18 protein-coding genes are annotated in these 20856 nt (G+C 43.1%); 14 read left to right on the top strand and 4 right to left on the bottom strand.

Annotated features, from left to right (window positions below; all coding sequences use genetic code 11):
* Positions 1-124: 124 nt before the first annotated feature.
* From D6V41_RS12260 to D6V41_RS12240, 5 genes are read left to right on the top strand one after another with little or no spacing between them, the layout of a single operon-like run.
* Entirely contained in the window at positions 125-694 is a 570-nt protein-coding gene (locus D6V41_RS12260; protein WP_136251898.1) for a UPF0149 family protein, read from the top strand.
* On the top strand, positions 691-2076 hold the full coding sequence (gene pepP, locus D6V41_RS12255) for a Xaa-Pro aminopeptidase (protein WP_136251811.1): 1386 nt from the start codon (positions 691-693) through the stop codon (positions 2074-2076). Before D6V41_RS12260 ends, pepP begins: the two co-directional genes overlap by 4 nt.
* 2 nt (positions 2077-2078) lie before the next feature.
* A complete protein-coding gene (gene ubiH / locus D6V41_RS12250; protein WP_136251810.1) occupies positions 2079-3302 on the top strand; it encodes a 2-octaprenyl-6-methoxyphenyl hydroxylase in 1224 nt (407 codons plus the stop codon).
* On the top strand, positions 3299-4624 hold the full coding sequence (locus tag D6V41_RS12245) for a UbiH/UbiF/VisC/COQ6 family ubiquinone biosynthesis hydroxylase (RefSeq protein ID WP_136251809.1): 1326 nt from the start codon (positions 3299-3301) through the stop codon (positions 4622-4624). Before ubiH ends, D6V41_RS12245 begins: the two co-directional genes overlap by 4 nt.
* 19 nt (positions 4625-4643) lie before the next feature.
* On the top strand, positions 4644-5117 hold the full coding sequence (locus tag D6V41_RS12240) for an MliC family protein (protein ID WP_136251808.1): 474 nt from the start codon (positions 4644-4646) through the stop codon (positions 5115-5117).
* A 77-nt stretch (positions 5118-5194) separates the two neighbouring features.
* Here the strand turns inward: D6V41_RS12240 and D6V41_RS12235 are convergent, their stop codons facing one another.
* The gene (locus D6V41_RS12235) at positions 5195-6766 is read right to left on the bottom strand and encodes an amidohydrolase family protein (protein ID WP_136251897.1); all 1572 of its coding nucleotides are present in this window, start codon (positions 6764-6766) and stop codon (positions 5195-5197) included.
* 128 nt (positions 6767-6894) lie between these two features.
* Positions 6895-7779 carry a LysR family transcriptional regulator gene (locus tag D6V41_RS12230; protein ID WP_136251807.1) on the bottom strand — a complete coding sequence of 295 codons (885 nt, stop codon included), beginning with the start codon at positions 7777-7779 and terminating at the stop codon, positions 6895-6897.
* A 217-nt stretch (positions 7780-7996) separates the two neighbouring features.
* Here D6V41_RS12230 and gcvT point away from each other — a divergent pair, with 217 nt between their 5' ends.
* The 7 genes from gcvT to D6V41_RS12200 all read left to right on the top strand — a co-directional run bounded on the left by gcvT (position 7997) and on the right by D6V41_RS12200 (position 17313).
* Positions 7997-9085, top strand: a complete 1089-nt coding sequence (gene gcvT / locus D6V41_RS12225; RefSeq protein ID WP_136251806.1) for a glycine cleavage system aminomethyltransferase GcvT — start codon at positions 7997-7999, stop codon at positions 9083-9085.
* Between the two features lie 96 nt (positions 9086-9181).
* The gene (gene gcvH, locus D6V41_RS12220) at positions 9182-9571 is read left to right on the top strand and encodes a glycine cleavage system protein GcvH (RefSeq protein WP_136251805.1); all 390 of its coding nucleotides are present in this window, start codon (positions 9182-9184) and stop codon (positions 9569-9571) included.
* 124 nt (positions 9572-9695) lie between these two features.
* Positions 9696-12632: an aminomethyl-transferring glycine dehydrogenase gene (gcvP, locus tag D6V41_RS12215; protein WP_136251804.1), complete on the top strand. Its 2937-nt coding sequence runs from the start codon at positions 9696-9698 to the stop codon at positions 12630-12632.
* 447 nt (positions 12633-13079) lie between these two features.
* Positions 13080-13241 carry a hypothetical protein gene (locus D6V41_RS18185; RefSeq protein WP_168711014.1) on the top strand — a complete coding sequence of 54 codons (162 nt, stop codon included), beginning with the start codon at positions 13080-13082 and terminating at the stop codon, positions 13239-13241.
* Positions 13242-13860: 619 nt separating this feature from the next.
* Positions 13861-15060, top strand: coding sequence for a hypothetical protein (locus D6V41_RS12210; protein WP_136251803.1), 1200 nt, complete (start codon positions 13861-13863; stop codon positions 15058-15060).
* Entirely contained in the window at positions 15053-15496 is a 444-nt protein-coding gene (locus D6V41_RS12205) for a three component ABC system middle component (RefSeq protein ID WP_136251802.1), read from the top strand. Before D6V41_RS12210 ends, D6V41_RS12205 begins: the two co-directional genes overlap by 8 nt.
* Positions 15493-17313 carry a DUF3732 domain-containing protein gene (locus D6V41_RS12200; RefSeq protein ID WP_136251801.1) on the top strand — a complete coding sequence of 607 codons (1821 nt, stop codon included), beginning with the start codon at positions 15493-15495 and terminating at the stop codon, positions 17311-17313. The genes D6V41_RS12205 and D6V41_RS12200 overlap by 4 nt, the downstream gene beginning before the upstream one ends.
* Before the next feature lie 608 nt (positions 17314-17921).
* Here D6V41_RS12200 and D6V41_RS12195 read toward each other — a convergent pair.
* Positions 17922-18833 carry a hypothetical protein gene (locus D6V41_RS12195; protein WP_136251800.1) on the bottom strand — a complete coding sequence of 304 codons (912 nt, stop codon included), beginning with the start codon at positions 18831-18833 and terminating at the stop codon, positions 17922-17924.
* A 343-nt stretch (positions 18834-19176) separates the two neighbouring features.
* On the opposite strand from D6V41_RS12195, the gene D6V41_RS12190 reads away from it, so the two are divergent.
* On the top strand, positions 19177-19455 hold the full coding sequence (locus D6V41_RS12190) for a hypothetical protein (RefSeq protein ID WP_136251799.1): 279 nt from the start codon (positions 19177-19179) through the stop codon (positions 19453-19455).
* A gap of 24 nt (positions 19456-19479) precedes the next feature.
* On the top strand, positions 19480-20343 hold the full coding sequence (locus tag D6V41_RS12185) for a DMT family transporter (protein WP_136251798.1): 864 nt from the start codon (positions 19480-19482) through the stop codon (positions 20341-20343).
* Between the two features lie 151 nt (positions 20344-20494).
* Here the strand turns inward: D6V41_RS12185 and D6V41_RS12180 are convergent, their stop codons facing one another.
* Positions 20495-20842: a Fis family transcriptional regulator gene (locus tag D6V41_RS12180; protein ID WP_136251797.1), complete on the bottom strand. Its 348-nt coding sequence runs from the start codon at positions 20840-20842 to the stop codon at positions 20495-20497.
* Between the last annotated feature and the right edge of the window lie 14 nt (positions 20843-20856).

Raw genomic sequence — 20856 nt, 5'->3', positions numbered from 1 at the left:
TACCTGACCGGCAACTGAGCAGCACATGGTAACGCAAAGCTTAATGACTTAAAAGCGCCGTTTTCATTTCATTTAAGCAGTCCCTTTGCTACGATTACAACAGATTCAACAACAGGTAGATGATGTGTCTAATCCACAAGTTTCTTATGAAGCATTCTCAAATACATTAAATCAGCATAAAATCGTTGTAGACGGCGCGGAGGTTCACGGCATTCTTTGCGGTATGCTTGCTGGTGGCATGAATATCGATGATCAAAGCTGGCTGGAAGCCCTTAGTGAGACCATAAACCAGGGCGAAGCCTTGCCTCAAGAAGTTGTGCAAGCGCTTACGGATGTTTACAACCAGATTTGTCAGCAATTTATAGAGGCTGATTTTTCACTTCGCCTTTTATTGCCTGATGATGCTTCACCTATTAATGAACGTGGACAAGCGCTCACGCATTGGGTACAGGGTTTCATGCTGGGCTTTGGGCTTTATCAAGCAGATTTAAGCAAGTGCTCTGACGATGTTAAAGAAGCCTTGGAAGATTTTGCGCAAATCGCCAGAATGGACGAGCAAATGAACGATGACGAAGAATCTGAGCAAGCCTTATTTGAAGTCGTTGAATATGTGCGCATCAGCGCCATGTTATGTTTTAACGAATTGGGCAAATCTTTGCTCGATAGCAAACAACAGTCTCCGGTAATCCATTGATCACAAAATCTGAATTTCAAGCACGACGTAAGTCTTTATTATCGCAGTGTGATGCATCAAGTATTATTATCGTGCCCGCTGCCAGCTTACAAACGCGCAGTAATGACACTGAATATCCTTTTCGACAAGACAGCGACTTTTGGTATTTGACCGGCTTTAATGAGCCAGATGCGCTTTTAATCCTGTCGAATCAGTTGGAACTTAACGAAACCGAAGCATCAGCGACTTTGATGTTTGTGTTACCGAAAGATCCGCACGCTGAAGTATGGCATGGAAGACGATTAGGTGTTGAGGCAGCACCAAAAGCGTTGGGAATCGATCAAGCTCATAGCATTGATACGCTTGATGAACTTTTGCCCGAACTGATTAACGGACACGAACACCTTTATTATACGCTAGATAAATATCCTCATGTTGATTCCGCTGTACAAAAAGCGCTTGCCCGATGCAAAAATGCTCCAAAACAGTCGATGGTGGCACCGCGAAGTATTATTGATGTGGCGCCCATGCTTCACGACATGCGTCGAATAAAATCGGAAAGTGAACTTGAGCTGATGCGAAAGGCGGCGCAAATTTCTGCAGATGCCCACAAACGCGCGATGTCAGTCACCCGTCCTGATATGTATGAGTATCAGCTAGAGGCAGAATTGCACCACGAATTTTTGATGCAGGGCGCACGCTCACCTGCTTATGGCACCATTGTTGGTAGTGGTGAGAATGCCTGTATATTGCACTACACTCAAAACGAGAGCCAAATTCAAGATGGTGATTTGATTTTAATTGACGCAGGCGCTGAATTTCAATCTTACGCAGGTGATATTACGCGAACCTTTCCTGCAAATGGGCAATTTACGCCGCCTCAGCGCAGTCTTTATCAGCTTGTATTAGATGCTCAGCTAGCTGCTTTAGCTGTACTTAAACCTGGCGCCACTATTGGCGAGGCGATGCAAGCTGCTGTTAAAATCATCGTGACGGGGCTAGTTGATTTAAAAATTTTAAATGGCAAGGTCAACGAACTCATTGAGCAGGAAGCATGGCGACCTTATTTCATGCACGGATTAGGGCATTATTTAGGTCTTGATGTGCACGACGTTGGCCGCTATAAACACAAAAATATGGATATTCCCCTTGAGCCAGGGGTGGTGATAACGGTAGAACCTGGCTTGTATATTAGTGCAGACAGTGATGCGCCAAAGCAGTTTCGCGGCATCGGCATTCGGATTGAAGACGACGTTATCATTACTGAAAATGGCATAGAAATTATGACAAATGGGGTACCTAAAACCATTGACGAAATTGAGGCGCTCGTGGGAAGCGCGCTTGACGATAAGTCCGCACAATTGCAAAAAATGCAGGTTAGGGGACCTAAAGATAGGATATAGGAATGGCTAAAGCTGAGACAGATACTCAAGCGCCTGAAAGCTATGACATTTTAATTGCCGGTGGCGGCGTTTCCGGTTGTGCTGCCGCGCTTGCGATCAGTCGTCTCACGCCTTATTCGGTAGCCGTTATTGAGCGTCATCCACCCAGTGAATCTGACTTACATCCAAGTTTTGATGCGCGCGTCATTGCCCTTGCGCAGCGCTCCATCCAGATTTTGCGAGCCTGGCACTTTGACATCGATGCTCTGGCCTCAGGTGATATCAAGCATATTCATGTGTCAGACAGAAAGCACCTCGCCCAGGTAAGCTTAAATGCAGAGGACGAAAAGGTAGACGCGCTTGGCAAAGTGATTCGTTTAGAGTCTTTGGGCTTATCACTTTATGCGCAATTACAAGCGCAGAAAATACCCTACTTCACCCCAGAGAAAATTGAGTCTATATCGCGAACGCAACATGCTGTTAGCATAGTCACCGACAAACGCAGACTCCAGGCAAAATTGTTGGTCGTTGCCGAAGGCGCATCGTCTAGCACACGTGAAATGCTCGGTATACCCATGCTTGGTGATGATTACGGACAAAGCGCGGTGATTAGCAATGTCAGTGTACAATTGCCTCATCAAGATCGTGCATTTGAAAGATTTAGCAAATATGGTCCCATCGCGCTATTGCCAATGAGTGATGATGGCTTAAGCGCCTCAGAGCGTGGCAAGCTGATGTCGCTTGTCTGGACAACGTCAGCAGATAAAGCAGAGCATATCTTAGCGTTAGACGATAGACAGTTTTTAGGCGAGCTGGGAAATTTATTTGGTACGCGACTCGGGAAATTTACCGCGTGCACAACCCGCTATTCCTATCCATTAATTCTTAAAAGAGCGGAAGATTTTGTGAGTCATCGAGTAGTGTGTGTGGGCAATGCGGCGCAAAGCCTGCACCCTATCGCAGGGCAAGGGTTTAATCTGGGTTTACGCGATATTCATGATTTAGCGATGTTGCTCTCGAAGGCCCATCGAGACGATGACGCCGGTGCCTATGAACGCTTGGCAAACTATCGCAAAATGCGCCAAGCAGACAAACGGGAAGTGATCAATGCGACCGATGCGCTGGTACGCGGATTTTCCAATCACTATTTACCTTTGGTACTGGGACGAAATAAAGCACTGGCGCTAATGAATACGCTAGGACCAATAAAAACAAAATTTGCGCAAAGGGCCATGGGGCTAAGATGACAACACAAGTAAATAAACGGGCAGGAACAAGCAAAAAACGCGGCCTAATCAGACAGGTCGATATTGCCGTAATTGGCGCAGGTATTGTTGGACAAACCTTAGCCTTGCTGCTAAAGGATTCACCCCTGAATATACTTATCATTGATGCTAGTGACTCACTTTCATTTGAACCAGAAATTAAACAAAAGCCTCAAAGCTTTGCTCCCCGGGTTAGTGCGATAAGCCTGGCTAGCCAAAAAACGCTTAAAGCATGCGGAGCCTGGCAAAATATTAAGCGCAAGCAAGACTATACGCACATGCAAGTGTGGGAACAGGACGGTTTTGGACGCATTGATTTTGATGTTAATGAGCTAAAGAGCCAGAGTTTAAGCGATGATGCCTTATCAGATACAACTGCACTTGGGGCAATTGTTGAAAATGACATATTAGTCGATGCACTATATTCAACGGCGCAAAATTCAATGGAAAATCTAATGGTTAAAGGCGAAAGTAATATTGACTATGTGCTGGGTGAGCAAATCGAAGAAATTGAATATGCCGGTGATAGCTCACAAAGCGAAGACGCTGGCTATCAAATGCGATTATCATCAAACGAAATCATTGTTGCCAAGCTTCTGATTGGCGCCGATGGTGCAAACTCTTTTGTTCGTCAGGCCCTGGGATGCAAAATGACATTCTGGGATTATGATCATACGGCTATTGTCTGCAATGTAAAAACGCAGATGCCGCATAACAATACCGCCCGGCAAGCCTTCACGCCTTTTGGACCACTTGCGTTTTTACCTCTCCCAGATCCTCACCAATGCTCTATCGTTTATTCGCAAGATACGCAAAATGCCATGGCTCTAGATGCCTTATCTGATGAAGAATTTTGTAAGGCGCTTGCCGTTGCAATTGATATGCAGCTTGGTCCGCTTGAACTTGTGACAAAGCGCTTTAGCTACCCCTTAAAAATGCGTTACGTGCACAACTGGGTTGGGCAGTCCTTTGCTTTAATCGGAGATGCGGCTCACACCATTCATCCGCTTGCAGGACAAGGTGCGAATCTTGGTATTTCCGATGCGCTTGATTTAGCCGCTAATATCAAGCAGAGTCTCTCGCAGAATCAGCCGTTTTATGCGAAACGGCAATTACGCAAGTATGAGAGGAAGCGAAAGGCGCAGGCTCAAAAAGTCATTGCAACGATGGAAGGGTTTAAACGATTATTCAGTGGAACGAATCCGCTGCTAAAACTTTCGCGCAACGCCGGGCTTATTGCAGCAAATAAATTATGTCCTGTGAAACAATTTTTTATACGACAAGCGCAGGGCGACGCACAATGACGCAAAATAAGGAACCAATATGAGAAAAGTATCTTATCCCATCGTGGTGATTAGCGTGCTCGCCCTTAGTTTGGCGGCGTGTTCACCAGCTAATCAGCAAGATGACGCATCGAACGCCACCGTAAGTGACGCTATAAACGACACCGTTAGTGAAAACACAGAACAGCTTGACGCTTTTGAAAATATGCCGAGTGTTGATGAAACAAGTAAGCGCTTTAGTTATCAATGTGATAATCAAAGCACTCTTGATGTGACATATATCAATAGCCCGGATAAACAATCGGCGGTTTTACAGTATCAAGGACAGCGCATTGAGATGTATTCGGTGCGCGCGGCATCAGGTGCAAAATATGCGTCAGAGCAAGGATTAAGTGAAAATGACGGGATAATATGGTGGACGCAAGGTAATGAAGGCACACTTATTAAAATGATATTGGATGATAGTGTGACAGCAGATGATTATCCGGTGATCGCGAATTGCATTGCTGTTTAATATTCGTTTGATAGTCGTTTGATAGAAAGAGTGTAAACACGCGCAGAATAACGATGTTTGCTATTCTGCGCAGTGATTTATTCTTCTGCTTCGACCGACTTTGCCTGTTCTACAATTGCGCGGACATCTTCTAGCAATTTTTTAGCATCGTAGACTATTCCGTCTTTAATGGTATATTTCACACCGCCAACCCGAGTTGGTTCGTTATCATCATTTAGTCGATAGTGGCCGGTACCGTAAAGCAACTTGAAGTTTTGCAAAGGGTTTTGCTCAACAATGACTAAATCTGCCAGTTTGCCAATACTGACCGAGCCAATCTCATCATCCATACCTAAAGCCTGTGCACCGTTGAGTGTTGCTGCCTGCACCACTTCATATGGGTTAAATCCAGCTTCTTGCAGTAGCTCAAGTTCACTAATGTAGCCAAAACCATAGATTTTATATATGTAGCCAGAGTCTGAGCCGGTTGTCACGCGGCCGCCGTGATTTTTATAATCGTTTAAAAACTGCATCCATAGCCTGAAATTTTCTTTCCAGGCAATTTCTTCTGAGGTCGTCCAGTCAAACCAGTAGGAGCCGTGTGCATAACGACTGGGTTTAAAAAAGTCCCACAGGGTAGGTAGCGTATATTCTTCGTGCCAATCGGCGTTTCGTTCGCGCATTAAATCCCGGCTGGCCTGGTAAATTGTCATGGTTGGGTTGATCGTAAAATCCAAGTCAATCAACTCATTGCGTACCTTGTTCCATTTTTCGCTACCCGGAGGTGCGGCCTGTGCCCATAACTTGCCAGCCTCTGCAAATCGGTCTTGTTCGTTGTTGTAGTTGTAGCTTGCCGGATAATCCTGAATGACGCGGTCTTCAAACATTGCTTCGGGCAAGCCGTACCAATGCTCCATTGTTGTTAAACCTAAACGGGCAGAATCCAGCACGTTCATGCTCATTACGTTGAGCTGGGCATGATGCATCATCGTGCCAAGACCTTGCTTTTTTGCCTCGTCAAGGGCCGCTTGCATCACTTTAGGCGTTGCACCAAAAAATTTAATCCCTTTTGCACCTTCTTTTTTGGCCTGCTTAACCCATTTTCGCGCTTGCTCAGGCGTAAAAATGGGCGCCTCAGCGCCCATTCCAAATCCCAAGTAGGGAATAATTCGAGGAGCGACAATGGTATTGGCTCGACTTCGCTCAACATGGTCAAGCACCCAGTCTAGTCCGTTAAAACTGCCAGGCTCACGCACGGTTGTAATGCCGTGCCCTAACCAAAGTTTAAACACGTATTCTGCCGGGATATTGTCGGCAGAGCCGCCGATATGACCGTGCATGTCAACAAAGCCAGGCAACACATAATGGCCATCTAAATCCATTTCTACGTCATTTGGGCCAGCTTCTGGTCGGCCTTGTTCTTTAATCGGGACACCGGGGTGTCCTACGCTAACAATGTTGGTAATGCGATTTTTTTCAATCACAATATCAAGCGGGCCACGAACAGGTGCACCTTCACCATTGATCAGGTTAACACCGCGCAGAATTAATCGTTCGTGCGGTCCGCTTCCTTCAGAATCGGTGCGTTTTGGAGCTGATTCACCTGGCGCCGCCACGGCAAAAATGCCCAACATGAGTGCGATCAAGACGAGCAAAACAAAAAAGCGCATTAGACGCGCCAGTTGCGAGTAATTAGTTTTGTACATGGTATTACGCTCTTTTTATTGTCAGACCAGTTTACTACTAGCTTTATCATTTGTTAATAAAACTTTGGTATTTATTACATAAATTTGACAATTTATTTTACTCGTGAACGAATATACTCGATCAAGGTTTTACTTACTTGCGGATGCTGCGTATCTTGATCAAAAAGGCAAATTTTTATTTTACCTAATACAGGGAGGCGAGGGTCTTTAATTACGCTTAATTCGGCAGGAAGGCTGCTTTTTGCAAGCGCTGTTATCCCCAAGCCTTGTTTGATGGCAGCGATGAGTCCGTATAAATCAGCATTTGTGTAAGTAATTTTCCAGGCGTGGGTTTGTTGTTTTAACTGACTGATAACACGACTTCGATACACACAACCTTCAGGTGCAAGTACCAATGGCAGCGTTTGTTTAGGTAACTTTCGATTAGCGTCACCTGCCCACACTAAGTCATCCTCAAGCAAAACCTCAACTTTTCCTTCCCCTGCACCTCCTTCCCGACCATTTCCTTGCGCTAAAGCGCTATCCTCAACAAGCGCAAGAATCAAATCAAAATTGCTTCGACTTTGCTTGCTAAGCAGATTGCGTGACAGCGAAGACGTTACGTCTAGCGATACATCAGGATAGGTATTTGAAAATTCGCCTACAATACTCGGTAAAAGCGTGGAGGCAAATTCACTGGGTATGCCAAAGCGAAGCCTTCCTCTGAGCGTTTGCTGTTCGTTGAAATTCTTGAAAATATCATCGTTTATGGCCAGCATTTGCTTGGCCTGCTGATAAAGCCACTCACCGTCTCGGTTCGCCTGATAACTTTGTCCTACCTTATCAAATAACTTTTTGCCTAACTGGCTCTCCAGCTTCTTGATTTGCAAGCTTATTGCAGGCTGAGAGCGGCCAAGCATGTCACCGGCTTTGTTAAAGCTGCCCAGCTCCACAATCTGCACAAAAGTGCGAAGATTATCCAAAGATAGTTGCTTCATGCTGTACATGCCCTTTTAAACATCGTCGGTCATACTTTCGGTCATAAATAATACAACGATGTTAGGCCTCTGAATCCACCTAAATATAATAAATGTAAATTTACTACACTTTTTATATTTAAAAAACTTATGTATAGATTTAAATTTCTAATTTGTGCTTATGACTGGGGCTTTTTATACTCAATTTATTCAATACAACAGGACGCATAATACTGCTATGAACAAAACGCCACTGCATGCCGCGCATTTAGACGCTGGAGCCAAAATGGTCGACTTTTTTGGTTGGGAAATGCCGATTAATTACGGTTCACAAATTGAAGAGCACCACGCTGTTCGTCAGGATGCAGGCATGTTTGATGTGTCGCACATGACTATTGTGGACGTGACCGGCGCACAAGCAAAAGATTATTTGCGCTATTTACTGGCCAATGACGTTGCCAAGCTTGAGCAAAAGGGCAAAGCGCTTTACAGCGGTATGATAAACGAGGCAGGTGGCGTAGTAGACGATTTGATTGTTTATCACTTTGATGAAAACAACTATCGCCTTGTAGTGAATTCTGCAACAAAAGAAAAAGATCTCAACTGGCTCAACAAGGTGAGCGATGGTTTTGATGTAGTCATTACAGAGCGTACCGAATTTGCCATGATCGCAGTGCAAGGTCCTCAGGCAAAAGAGAAAGCTGGAAGCCTATTTTCAGCCGCTCAGCAAGAAGCGGTTGCCGGTATGAAGCCGTTCTTCGGCGTTCAGGCAGAAGACCTGTTTATTGCCACAACGGGCTACACGGGCGAAAGCGGCTACGAAATTATGGTTCCGCGTGAACGTGCCATTGAGTTTTGGAATGAGCTATTAAATGCAGGCGTAAAGCCATGCGGTTTAGGTGCACGAGACACACTTCGCCTCGAAGCGGGCATGAACTTATATGGGCAAGATATGGATGAGACCGTATCACCATTAGCCGCAAATATGGGCTGGACGATTTCTTGGGAGCCAAGTGATCGTAATTTTGTTGGCCGCAAAGCACTCGAGGCACAAAAAGCACAAGGTACCGACAAACTCGTTGGTTTAGTATTTAAAGACAAAGGTGTATTGCGCGCCGGGCTAACAGTAAAAACGCCAGACGGCGAAGGAAAAGTTACATCGGGTACATTTTCTCCTACACTTGGTCATAGTATTGCGATGGCAAGAGTGCCAGCAGGTGAGGGCGCCGCTAATGGCAATACCGTGCAAGTTGAAATGCGCAAAAAGTGGGTGGATGTGCAGGTTGTGAAACCAAGCTTTGTGCGAAATGGTAAAAGCGTATTGTAAATCGCTTATCTCGCGCGCTGTTTTAACAGCTTTTGAATGTAAGACGCGATTACAAAGCGGCAACAATTAAATATAGACAATAAAACAGGAAAAATTATGAGCAATATCCCAACTGAATTACGTTACGCAAGCACTCACGAATGGGTGCGTGCAGAAGGCGATGGTGTATTTACTGTGGGCATTACTGAGCACGCACAAGACTTGCTCGGTGATATGGTGTTTGTTGATTTACCCGATGTTGGCGATGCGGTTGCTCAAGCGGATGATTGCGCGGTAGCAGAATCGGTTAAAGCTGCATCAGATATTTATGCCCCCATCACAGGGGAAGTTGTAGAGATTAATGAACAGCTGGAAGACTCGCCAGAGCTTGTGAACTCTGATCCATACGGCGACGGTTGGATGTTTAAAATAAAAGCAGAAGACGAATCCGAAATTGAAAATCTGCTTGATGCAGAAGCTTACGAACAGTCGATAGAAGAAGAGTAAGCATACGCTTCTCAAAAGACTGAAGAGCCTAGTGCCGAGGCACTAGCAACTAATATATTTCAAAGCGGCAAGCCGATGTTTGCTGCGCTTTTTTGCCACCTAAATTTGTTTAAGGCTATCTAAAATGAATGTTGCTACCCATCCTAATCTTGCTTTGTCATCAGCCAGTTTGAATGAGCTTGAAAATCAAAATGAGTTTATTCGCCGCCATATCGGCCCCGGCAAACAAGAAATTGCCGATATGCTAGCCGAGGTTGGCGCAAGCTCTCTTGACGACCTGATGCAGCAAATTGTGCCTAAAGATATTCATTTACCAGAAGGCTTAAACGTGGGTGAAGCGCAAAAAGAAGTGGATGCGCTTAAAGAGCTTAAAAAAGTTGCTTCAAAAAACATTATTAATCGTTCGTTTATTGGGATGGGTTACAGCAATACGCATACGCCCAATGTTATTTTACGAAACGTACTTGAAAATCCAGGTTGGTATACAGCTTATACGCCATATCAACCAGAGATTGCACAAGGTCGTTTGCAAGCCATATTAAACTTCCAGCAAGCCACTATCGACTTAACCGGACTCCCCCTTGCATCTGCCTCCCTACTAGATGAAGCTACAGCAGCCGCTGAGGCAATGGCGCTTGCTAAGCGCGTTTCAAAAAATAAACAGGCGAATGCATTTTTTGTAGCAGATCACGTTCACCCTCAAACGATTGATGTGCTGCAAACCCGCGCGGATATGTTTGGTTTTGAGTTAATTGTGGGGGCTGCAGAAGAGGCAACTAAACACAATGTATTTGGGGCTTTACTGCAGTATCCGAGCACTACCGGTGAAATACTCGATATACGCGATTTGATTGCAGCACTTCAAGAAAACAAAGCAGTTGTTGCCGTCGCAACCGATTTACTTGCCCTTACCATGCTTACCCCTCCTGGAGAGCTTGGTGCCGATGTTGCCTTAGGTAGCGCACAGCGATTTGGTGTGCCAATGGGATATGGTGGCCCGCACGCAGCGTTTTTTGCCACGCGCGATGCTTACAAGCGCTCACTTCCCGGGCGTATTATTGGTGTGAGTAAAGATACACGAGGACGTCCTGCGCTTCGAATGGCGCTACAAACTCGCGAACAGCATATCCGCCGTGAAAAGGCCAACTCTAATATTTGTACCGCTCAGGTATTGCTTGCAAATATGGCAAGTTTTTATGCGGTTTATCATGGCCCTCAAGGCTTGGCGGCGATTGCGCATCGCGTACATCGCTTTACCGATATATTAGCCAGAGGCTTGACGCAAAAAGGTGTGTCGCTTAAACACGATACCTGGTTTGATACCCTCACCGTAGAGCTTGAAAATAAAGACGAGGTACTTAAGGCCGCGCTTGATAAGGGCATGAACCTTCGTATTGACATTGAGGGTGCAGTGGGTATTTCACTTGATGAAACCACTACTCGCAAAGATATCGCTGATTTGTTTGATGTGCTTTTAGGTAGCTCTCACGGACTTGATGTTGCGGTACTCGACAGCGAAGTGATTGAAAGCGGCAGCGATTCCATACCTGCGGATTTAGCGCGTAGCAGTGAATACTTAACGCATGAAGTATTTAACAAATATCATAGCGAAACAGAAATGTTGCGTTATATAAAATCGCTCGAAAATAAAGACCTTGCCCTTAACCACAGCATGATCTCTTTAGGCTCATGTACCATGAAGCTTAATGCCACCGCTGAAATGATACCTGTGACGTGGCCAGAGTTTGGTCAGCTTCATCCTTTTGCGCCGCTTAATCAGGCGCAAGGTTACAAAGAAATGATTGATGAGCTAAGTGATTGGCTAATTAATATTACCGGATATGACGCGCTATCAATGCAACCTAATTCAGGCGCACAGGGCGAATATGCAGGCCTGTTGGCTATTCAGCGTTATCACCAAAGCCGCGGTGAAGGGCACAGAAACGTTTGTTTAATTCCACAATCTGCACACGGCACAAACCCAGCTTCTGCACAGATGGTGAGCTTAAAAGTGGTAGTGGTAAATTGCGACAACAAAGGTAACGTTGATTTAGCCGATTTGCGTGCAAAAGCAGAAGAGGTAAAAGACAACTTAAGCTGCGCAATGATCACTTACCCATCCACACACGGTGTGTATGAAGAAACGGTGCGCGAAATTTGTAACATTGTTCATGAATTTGGCGGGCAAGTGTATATGGACGGGGCCAACATGAACGCGCAAGTTGGCGTGACCTCTCCGGGGCTGATTGGCTCTGACGTGTCGCACCTAAACCTGCACAAAACCTTTTGTATTCCTCACGGTGGCGGCGGCCCTGGTATGGGACCAATTGGCGTGAAATCGCATCTTGCGCCGTTTTTACCAAGCCACAGCTTAATAAAATTAAATGCAGCTGGAACAGGAGATGACTTAGGAAGTAATGGCGCAGTATCGGCAGCGCCATGGGGAAGCGCCTCGATTTTGCCAATTAGCTACATGTACATCAAAATGATGGGCGGCGAGGGCTTACGAAAAGCCACGGAAGTGGCAATGCTTAACGCCAATTACGTGGCGAAAAAACTCGAAGGTCATTACCCGATACTTTACAAGGGCATGAATGGCCGTATTGCGCACGAATGTATTATTGACTTGCGCCCCCTTAAAGAAGCCAGCGGCGTGACTGAACTTGATGTCGCCAAGCGTTTAAACGACTACGGATTTCACGCACCAACGATGAGTTTTCCGGTTGCTGGCACGCTTATGATAGAGCCGACAGAATCAGAAGCAAAAGCCGAGCTAGACCGCTTTATTGAAGCCATGATTTGCATACGCGGCGAAATAGATAAGGTGCAGTCGGGTGAGTGGGATGCGACTGACAATCCTCTTCATAACGCTCCGCACACCCTGGCAGACATAGTGGATGCTAACTGGAACAGAAGCTACAGCAGAGAACTCGCCGCATACCCGGTGCCTGCCGTAGCCAAAGATAAATTCTGGCCAACGGTAAATCGTATTGATGATGTGTTTGGTGATAGGAATTTGATCTGTTCCTGCCCGGACTTGGATGCTTATCGGGAGATGTGAGGGGCACTGACCAACTGCAATTAAAATTGTGAATGCGACAATTAAGTTTGTGAATGCAATTAAAATTGTGAACGCATAGATGAGAAAAAGGCGAACCGGAGATGGTTCGCCTTTTTTGTTTGCCCAGCGAAGCTGGCAAACCCAGCAGGACAGTAGATGTCTGCATCACCCCGATTGAGGGGAAGATAATCCGAATGGCAAGCGCGTCACTGGCTAACGGTGGGGTGTGAAGGAAGCCATAGGAAGTTAGCGATACACAGCGTAAGCGAACCTGTTTCGGCGCAATGAGAGGATAAGCGTGCAAAATAGCGTGACGTCCAATACTCAATCAATTTCATTGTGTGTTTGAGGGTGGCATAGCTAACAGGGAGTCAGTGCAGTAACTGGGGAAGCCCGGCATCTAAACTTATGTTAAGTAAGTGGCGCGTACTCAAGAGGAAACTCAAGATGCGTTGTCGGTGTGGGGTGGCAGATGAGCCCGTAGTAGTGAGTAAGGCCAGGCCGATGAAAGCCAGTAATGGTGTGGAGGATAAAACTGGATTGACCATCAACATGAGGTTTGATGGGGTAGATGTTGGTCAAAAGCCTACATTTACTGCGAAGGCGTGAAGTACATGAAAGTGGTCTGTGAAGCAGACAATTGACGTTAAGAGGATCACAAGCCTGCGTAGTCGCAGGGACATCTTATCACTGGTAATTTGGGAGCAAGTTGACTGGAGATAAGAGCCGATCACGCGGTCATACATAAACGTTGGAGTAGATTGGAACGCAAATGTTCCTAGCACGCTCAAGCAGTATGTCTTAGCTCTCTTAATGATTAGTGACTGTCGAGCAGACAATGAATAAGGTGAGTTCGAAGAGAATGGGTTATATGATTTACCCAGTTGCTTTGCTCGGTAGTTTATTAGAGTTTACACTCTACAATCATGTACAGGAGCCGTATACGAGGTCCGTACGTACGGTTCTGTGAGAGGGATGAGGCGGTGACGCCTCACCCTACTCGATTGTGCCGTTGTGTGGAGCACGATGTGTTTATTTAAAACCGCAGAAGTGATATGGTTTTGATATATATAGATAAAGTTGTAATTTTATTTGTAGATAATTACGTTTAGTGTAATTGATCTATTGTTAAGCAACGATAGTGGTTAAAATTAGAGCGAGTTTTTTGAGCAAACGGTAGTTTCTATCTATTAGAACGGACGCTGAGCGATTATGGAGTGTTAAATCAGTGAATTATTTTGAAAGTGTATCCGCTGATTCGAAACAGATAGGGTTTGATTATCAAGATTTGGTCTGTTTAGAATATCTCATCGACATGAAACAAGGAGAAATCGTTGGTCTTGAGGTCTTAGACGATGTTCATCACGAAAGAATAGATGGTTCAAACTATTTAGTTCAAGTGAAGCACTCGATATCAGAGAATGGAACTCTAACTAATAGCGATTTAGATCTTTGGAAAACACTCAGCAACTGGCTTAATGCCTTCAATGAATTAACGGGAAAGAGACTTAGATTCACTTTTTATACAAACAAGAAGCCTACAACTGAAGCTGGGATCGTTCAGAATCTAATTTCAACCCCCATGAAAATAGATGAAATTCTACAAACTTTACCTTCACTAAGGGCAAAGCTTGATGCCGCACAGTTAAAAAAAGAAAAAGGTTCCAACAACAATCCGATAAAAAAATACGTTGACCACCTTAATTCATGTTCGGAATCTGAATTACGTAGTGTTTTTGAAAATATAAATTTTGTATTCGACTACGATAAAATAATTTCTAGGCTTCGCAGAAAGCTAGAATATTTTGCGATTCCGCAATCTCAATCGGAAAAGGTTTTATATGAGGTTTTAGGAGCCTATAAAGTAAAAAAGTTTGAATTGATAAAAGATAGAAAACGGTTAAATATAGATTATGAAACTTTCAGAAATAGTTTTCAATTTGACCGAATTATGAGGCTTGCTGGAGATCGAAAAATTGATTTTGGTCGCTATCATAGCTTTAAGAACATAAACAAAATTGATCCCAAAGACGGTCTATTCAGCAAGATGTTAGCTGACATTGGTATTGACGAGGACGAAATAACGGACTTCGCTCTCCAATATGCTGCGAGCAGCATGTTTATTCAAACTTTGGTTTTGGACGGTGAGTTCACTGATTCTGAAAACACAACTTTTGAAAGTGAAATGATACAGGGCTGGAAGAACATTTTTCGACAAAATTATTTGCAGACATTCGCAGACGAAGACGGCCATGCTCTCCTTGCAAAGTCATGTTTATATAAAACAATCGATCAATCCATTATTGTATCTAACTCGAATGTAGCGAAAGGACTTATTGAAGGGAAATCGATAGAGTTGTCTGACAAGAATAAACTAGGTTGGCGACAAGATTGGAAAAAAAAGTACAAGGAAGTTAAGAGTGATTAACTTATTCAAAAATGAGGCTCTTTGCATTCTCTGTATACAAAATTTTGTTTCAACATATGGCTCTGTTGATTTAGAAAAAGTTTTTCTAATACCTCCATTATTATTTGATAAAAAGGTTAGAAACTATTTTAAGCGCAAGGATACGAAAATAATTTCTGTACAAGATACCGTTACATCTAAATCTGAAATTTTTGTTGGGTTTAACGAGAAGTATAGGGATCTTTTAATAACAACCACTAATGCTGTGCTAATGGGCATAGAAGTCGGATTGTTTGAGTTAGATGAAGGCCATTTAACTTGTAGGGACCCTGTTTTAGATTCAGCAAGTTCGATTAACAAAACATATTCAGATATTGCTTTAGCATCTGCTAATGCAGCTCGCTTTATTGAAGAGCCGAGCGCTACTTTGTATTCATTACTACGGATAAAAATATGAGCTTTCAAATCGCTAACGTCCTGATTTGGCAAAAAAACGGAAAAGTAAGAAACCTAAAATTCAATAAGAATGCAGTAAACGTAATAACCGGAGACTCCGGTAAAGGGAAGTCATCGATACTTTATTTAATTGACTATTGTCTTATGGCATCTTCGGCTAAAGGAATCTCGAAAGAAAACATAGACAAAAAATCTGAATGGTATGGAGTTAGGCTTTACACTAAAGAGGGTTTGGTAACTATTTGCAGACCTGCTGCTCATAAAGAAGATACAAGTTCAGCCTATTTTAGTGGTTCGGGTGAAATTCCAGAGAATCCCGTAAACAACATGTCGCAAAAAAATATCAAATCATTGATAGACAGAGAGCTGGGTCTAAACAGTGACTTGAAAGTTCCTTATGGTGGAAGAACTATTAAAGCTGGTTCTAAGATTTCATTTAGGAGTTTTCTGCCTTTTTGTTATCAAGATCAAACAGCCCTAGTTTCACCTGATTATTTATATATTCGTCCCGCGGATCAGAAGTTAGTTGAGCGCATAGAAAGAGTCTTCCGTATGGCTATCGGTGTTGTTGACGCAGAAGGTGCAATTGTTAGCGAGAGATTAGAAAAGCTAAAAACTCAAAAAGAAAGCCTTGAGCGGAGAATTGATTCTATTGCTGGCAAAAGACTTGAATTTGAAGAAGATATAATAGCATTGAAGGATGAGGCTGAAGAGCTGGGCTTGTTTAACAGTAAAATAGACGATCCAGTAGAATCCTTGGAATTACTAAAGGCAATTGCTGAAAAGCCAATAGAGTCTTTTACCAGTTTGATCGACGAACTTGCAGCTTTGGAAAACGAAAAGTTCAAGTTAAGCAATAAGTTGAGGCGTTATGCTTCCTTCAATGAAGAATATAAGTCGTACCAAAAGCACTTGAAAGAGGGCGATGAGTCATTAACCTCGATTAACTTTTTGCTTAATAATTACAAAGAGCTTTTGCCGGGAACAAACACAAACAAATTACTTTTAGAACTAGAAAAGTCTCTGATTGCTGTTCAAACAAGCTGGAAGCAAAATGAAACATCCTTGTTATTTGTTGATATCAAAGAGAAAAGTAAACAATTACAAAATGAATTAAGTCAAATCGATAGTAAGATTAGTTCCTTAAAGATTAATTCTAGGAATGTGGCTACACCGGAAAAAATATATAAATATCAGGGTAACTTGGATGCAAAGCTGTCTATCTATTCTGATAAAACGACACCCTTGGATTACAGTGATAAATTAAGCAAATTGGATTCTCAAATTACAGAGCTAGAAGGCAGTGCTTCAGATATTGATTCTAGGAAAGAATTTATTTTCGGACAACTCAACAGGTTGATAAATGGGCATCTAGATAACTTACAGCTTAAAGGTTATGAAAATTCAGAAGCTGTTTTCATTGAAAAACAGAAAGCAATTAATCTAATTTTAGACGAAGGTAGGTCAGTGGAAAAGATGGAAGATATAGGCAGTGCCTCAAACTATCTTTATGTTCATCTTGCCTACTTTATGGCTATTCATGAAACAGCCAAAAGGAACTTGGTGAGTTGGATGCCTTCTTTTCTAGTACTTGATCAAGTGAGCACACCATACAGTGGGGAGACAAAGGATGATAGAGAAAGCTTGGATACTGCTTTGATAGAAATTAATCGCTTTGTGAATACTATGAATGGTTTAGGAGGGTTTCAAATCATACTTATGGAACACATTCCAGAAACTCATTGGAAAGAGCTAAAGCTAGAAAATTTCAAACTGGTAGATCGCGAGTTAGTTGGCGACTACGGTTTAATTAATTAAGGCTACCATAATTGAAACATGAAGTTAGATTCAAATAGTGCAGTAAAGGCATAGTTGCACTTTAATTGAAAATTTTAATGAAGATTTGAAATAACAGACGAGTTAAATCTTAAAATTTGCTGAGGGCTGTAACCCATTCTCAATAACTCAAAGTCACGAAAATCAACGGTTGCTGTAACATTTTAGGAGATAGTTACACTGAGTCGGAGCATGGGTACTTTAATTCTCACCAAATAATAACTCAGCTCTGAAATCATCATCTACTGAATAAGATATTAAAATAAGACGCCAACTACGACGCCTTGTAACAACTCAAAAACGCGATGAGCAGGCTCGCTACAAAAGCGTCCACTAAACAGCCTAAAGTGACGGTGACCTTTTCCCTTATGCCATCAAACAAAGAAAGTACAACATTCTGGAAAAAGAGTGGTAACACACTAAACGTCACTATAGCTCCTATCAAATTGACCACCGCGCTCCCACGGAATATCGGAACCACATAAAAACTTAGCGCCACCACCGTGGTAATAACTAAAACCACCCAATTTAAGCAAAAACCTATCTATGCGATCGTAACTAACCCTTTCTAAATTACTAACAGAAGGATACTATGCCGAGCACTTTTCTTTAAGCTCAACCAAACGCTTTTCAAAGTCTATCATGAGATACTTGTAGTGCACTTTACCGTTCCCATGCCAGCTTAACTCTAACATGACATCATCTACACCAGACAGACTATTGATAAACGCTGTGTCGTTAAACACATTCAAAAACCTATCTCCCCAAGTCTGCGACAAGCGCACGCTGCCCAATGTTTCGCCGACCCTCAATCTAGACTCAGAGGTAGAATACCCGTCTTCAGTCTTATCTCCCGTCAAATTGGGCGCTTCTGAAAAACCAAAATACGACCACAGTTCTCCTGCCTTACAACCAATACCAATCCAACTTGTCACATCTGTATAAGGAAAATCCATAGGCTTCATCGAACCGGTACTAGCAGAGCTAATAAAATGAGACTCTTCTCCGGTCATCTTGTCCTTACTAGAGAAATACCGCCAGCCGAGTGGGTTAGGAGTAGCCGCCTTTTTCTCAGCTATGCGCTTTTCCCCTTCAACCTTCGATAATATTTTTTCTCTCTCAGTTTGCTGCCGATAAAAAGCCAACTTTTCTTTGTAAGTAACATTATCTGGGAACAGCGACGCCAATTCTTCATATCGGCTCAAATTCCCCGAGGTATTTGCCACTGGAATAGCCTTTAATTCGGCGATCAGAACCTTCTCTTTGATCTGCGGATAAAGCGCCTGCAACTCCTCATCATACGCTTTGTACATCTCAATATCGTCTAGAGCCAAGCTAAATTTCTCTGCCTCTATTTTGTCCGTAATACCTTGTTTAATAGAGATCTTATTCTCTAGAAAGCGCTGCTGAACTCCACTGCCAGCATTGTAAGACACACACATACCGAGCGCAGTTAATGCAACAAAACCAATAAACATCCATTTGATAATACTTTTAATCATACTGCGAAACATCCTTTTGTTTTAATAGATGGCAACAGTCTAATGAAAACTTTCGCAGAATCTAGATAGAAAAGCGAAAAATATATGATTGGTAATCACTTAATCGCTTTCTCGTTGTTACCTCGATGCTGACCTATATAAGAGTTCACTGACGTGTTTATAAGGACAATTAATGACAAACTACAAAAAGTACAAGTAAGAGGCAAGTCCATGCCGACCGAAAAGCTTTTACCCACTTTGCAAAGCACGATTATTGTTCAAATATGTGGCCAATAATGAATGGACAAGCGAATCTTAAGAGGGCTGTGTTAAACTAAAGACGTTTTTGCAACACGACAATACTATGCCTAAATCATCACCTAAAAAACTACTCGAAAAGCACCAAAACCTCATTCATAGTGAAGAAATGAAAGTTATTTCTCATGTCCAACGAGACGATGGTGATTGGTTTTTAAATACCTTGATGATTGAAGGTTACGATGTAGCATTTAAGTACAAACGCAAAAAACAATACCAGTCTTTACAGGGCGCTAGGGTCAACTTAACCTATTATGCAAGCAAAGACGAGGTCGCAGGTATCAATTTTGAGTTTATGAAAGTGGTGCGAGTAAAGCGCAGTTAATATATTTTTTCATGGGAGAGATGCTTGAGTCCAAGCATACATGCAGCACTTTGGATGCTTGGTGCTATCTTTAGTTTCACAGCAATGGCTGTAGCTGGCCGCGAGCTTAGTGCCGGTTTTGATACCTTTGAAATTATGCTTCACCGCTCTGCCATTGGCTTGGTGATCGTTATTGTAATTGTTTATTTTACTGGCGCCTATCGGCATATTGGCACAAGCAAATGGCGCATTCACTTGGTACGGAATATATTTCATTTTACGGGCCAAAACCTCTGGTTTTATTCACTTGCATTAATCCCCCTTGCGCAAGTGTTCGCCCTTGAATTCACGACGCCCTTGTGGGTAATCGTATTATCGGCCTTGCTCTTAGGTGAACGCCTTACGCTTATACGCTTTGTGTCTGCGCTGATGGGATTTGTGGGTATTTTGATTGTTGCTCGACCCGACATGAGCAACCTTCATCCCGGCATATTAGCGGCTGCATCCTGCGCGATATTCTTTGCATTAACTTATGTTTTTACCAAGCGCTTAACGCGTACTGAAAGCATCGCCGCTATCATGCTTTATTTATGCGTGTTTCAGCTTTTGTTTGGCTTAATCACTGCCGGTTACGACGGTGATATTGCGCTACCCACACTTGAGGATATGCCTCTGCTCGTGCTACTGGCCAGTTGCGGACTGCTCGCCCATTTTTGCATCACCAAAGCATTGACACTAGCTCCCGCAACACTTGTTGCGCCTATCGATTTCGCGCGCTTACCGATTATTGCCGTTACCGCAATGCTGCTCTATAACGAAGCCACCGACATATGGGTGTTCGTGGGTGCTTTTGTAATATTTGCCGGAAACTATTTAAATATTTGGTTTGAAACTCGGAAAAGAGATTAGAAACAGGAGGCCTTATGGGTTCTGATGCTGTAGAAATTTTTTATCAACCCAATAATTTGGCTATTAATCACCGGTTTAATTTAATCAATCACACCAAAGCGTTGAAAAATCGGAGATAACGATATAATTAAGAACAATATATATAACTTCATTACTGCTTCCTAATCCGCGCAGCCCAGTCACCCTGATGCTCTAATTCACATGCCTCTTCACTGTCAACAAATACATGACGCTTTGGCTGTTTTAATAAAACACCTGCTTTTAGTAACTCTGAGTGCATATGCTTGATAACGCGGTCTTTTTCATCAGAGCAGTTAAATTCGCTTACTGCGTTCCTATCGCTAAATACAAAATAAACAAGCAAGGAATTGGGAAAGTTGGCGTAGTCTGCAGTATGCGTTAACCATAAAAAGTGAGGGTTTTTGTCTTTAAGTCGTTCGCACACTTTTGTTAGCGCTTTAACTACATTATTATCGAGTTTCTTGATGGTTTTTTTCATAAAGCCCCTAAATT

This window comes from Ningiella ruwaisensis, assembly GCF_004798935.1.
GTDB classification, from domain to species: domain Bacteria; phylum Pseudomonadota; class Gammaproteobacteria; order Enterobacterales; family Alteromonadaceae; genus Glaciecola; species Glaciecola ruwaisensis.
The sequence above is the reverse complement of the archived record's forward strand: the minus strand, read 5'-3'. Positions and strand labels throughout refer to the sequence as shown.

Excerpts from the sequence above, each read along its gene's own strand:
- ubiH (WP_136251810.1), top strand. The coding sequence starts at position 2,079 with ATGGCTAAAGCTGAGACAGATACTCAAGCGCCTGAAAGCTATGACATT.
- D6V41_RS12245 (WP_136251809.1), top strand. The coding sequence starts at position 3,299 with ATGACAACACAAGTAAATAAACGGGCAGGAACAAGCAAAAAACGCGGC.
- D6V41_RS12240 (WP_136251808.1), top strand. The coding sequence starts at position 4,644 with ATGAGAAAAGTATCTTATCCCATCGTGGTGATTAGCGTGCTCGCCCTT.
- D6V41_RS12235 (WP_136251897.1), bottom strand. The coding sequence starts at position 6,766 with ATGCGCTTTTTTGTTTTGCTCGTCTTGATCGCACTCATGTTGGGCATT.
- D6V41_RS12230 (WP_136251807.1), bottom strand. The coding sequence starts at position 7,779 with ATGAAGCAACTATCTTTGGATAATCTTCGCACTTTTGTGCAGATTGTG.
- gcvT (WP_136251806.1), top strand. The coding sequence starts at position 7,997 with ATGAACAAAACGCCACTGCATGCCGCGCATTTAGACGCTGGAGCCAAA.
- gcvH (WP_136251805.1), top strand. The coding sequence starts at position 9,182 with ATGAGCAATATCCCAACTGAATTACGTTACGCAAGCACTCACGAATGG.
- gcvP (WP_136251804.1), top strand. The coding sequence starts at position 9,696 with ATGAATGTTGCTACCCATCCTAATCTTGCTTTGTCATCAGCCAGTTTG.
- D6V41_RS18185 (WP_168711014.1), top strand. The coding sequence starts at position 13,080 with ATGCGTTGTCGGTGTGGGGTGGCAGATGAGCCCGTAGTAGTGAGTAAG.
- D6V41_RS12200 (WP_136251801.1), top strand. The coding sequence starts at position 15,493 with ATGAGCTTTCAAATCGCTAACGTCCTGATTTGGCAAAAAAACGGAAAA.
- D6V41_RS12195 (WP_136251800.1), bottom strand. The coding sequence starts at position 18,833 with ATGATTAAAAGTATTATCAAATGGATGTTTATTGGTTTTGTTGCATTA.
- D6V41_RS12190 (WP_136251799.1), top strand. The coding sequence starts at position 19,177 with ATGCCTAAATCATCACCTAAAAAACTACTCGAAAAGCACCAAAACCTC.
- D6V41_RS12180 (WP_136251797.1), bottom strand. The coding sequence starts at position 20,842 with ATGAAAAAAACCATCAAGAAACTCGATAATAATGTAGTTAAAGCGCTA.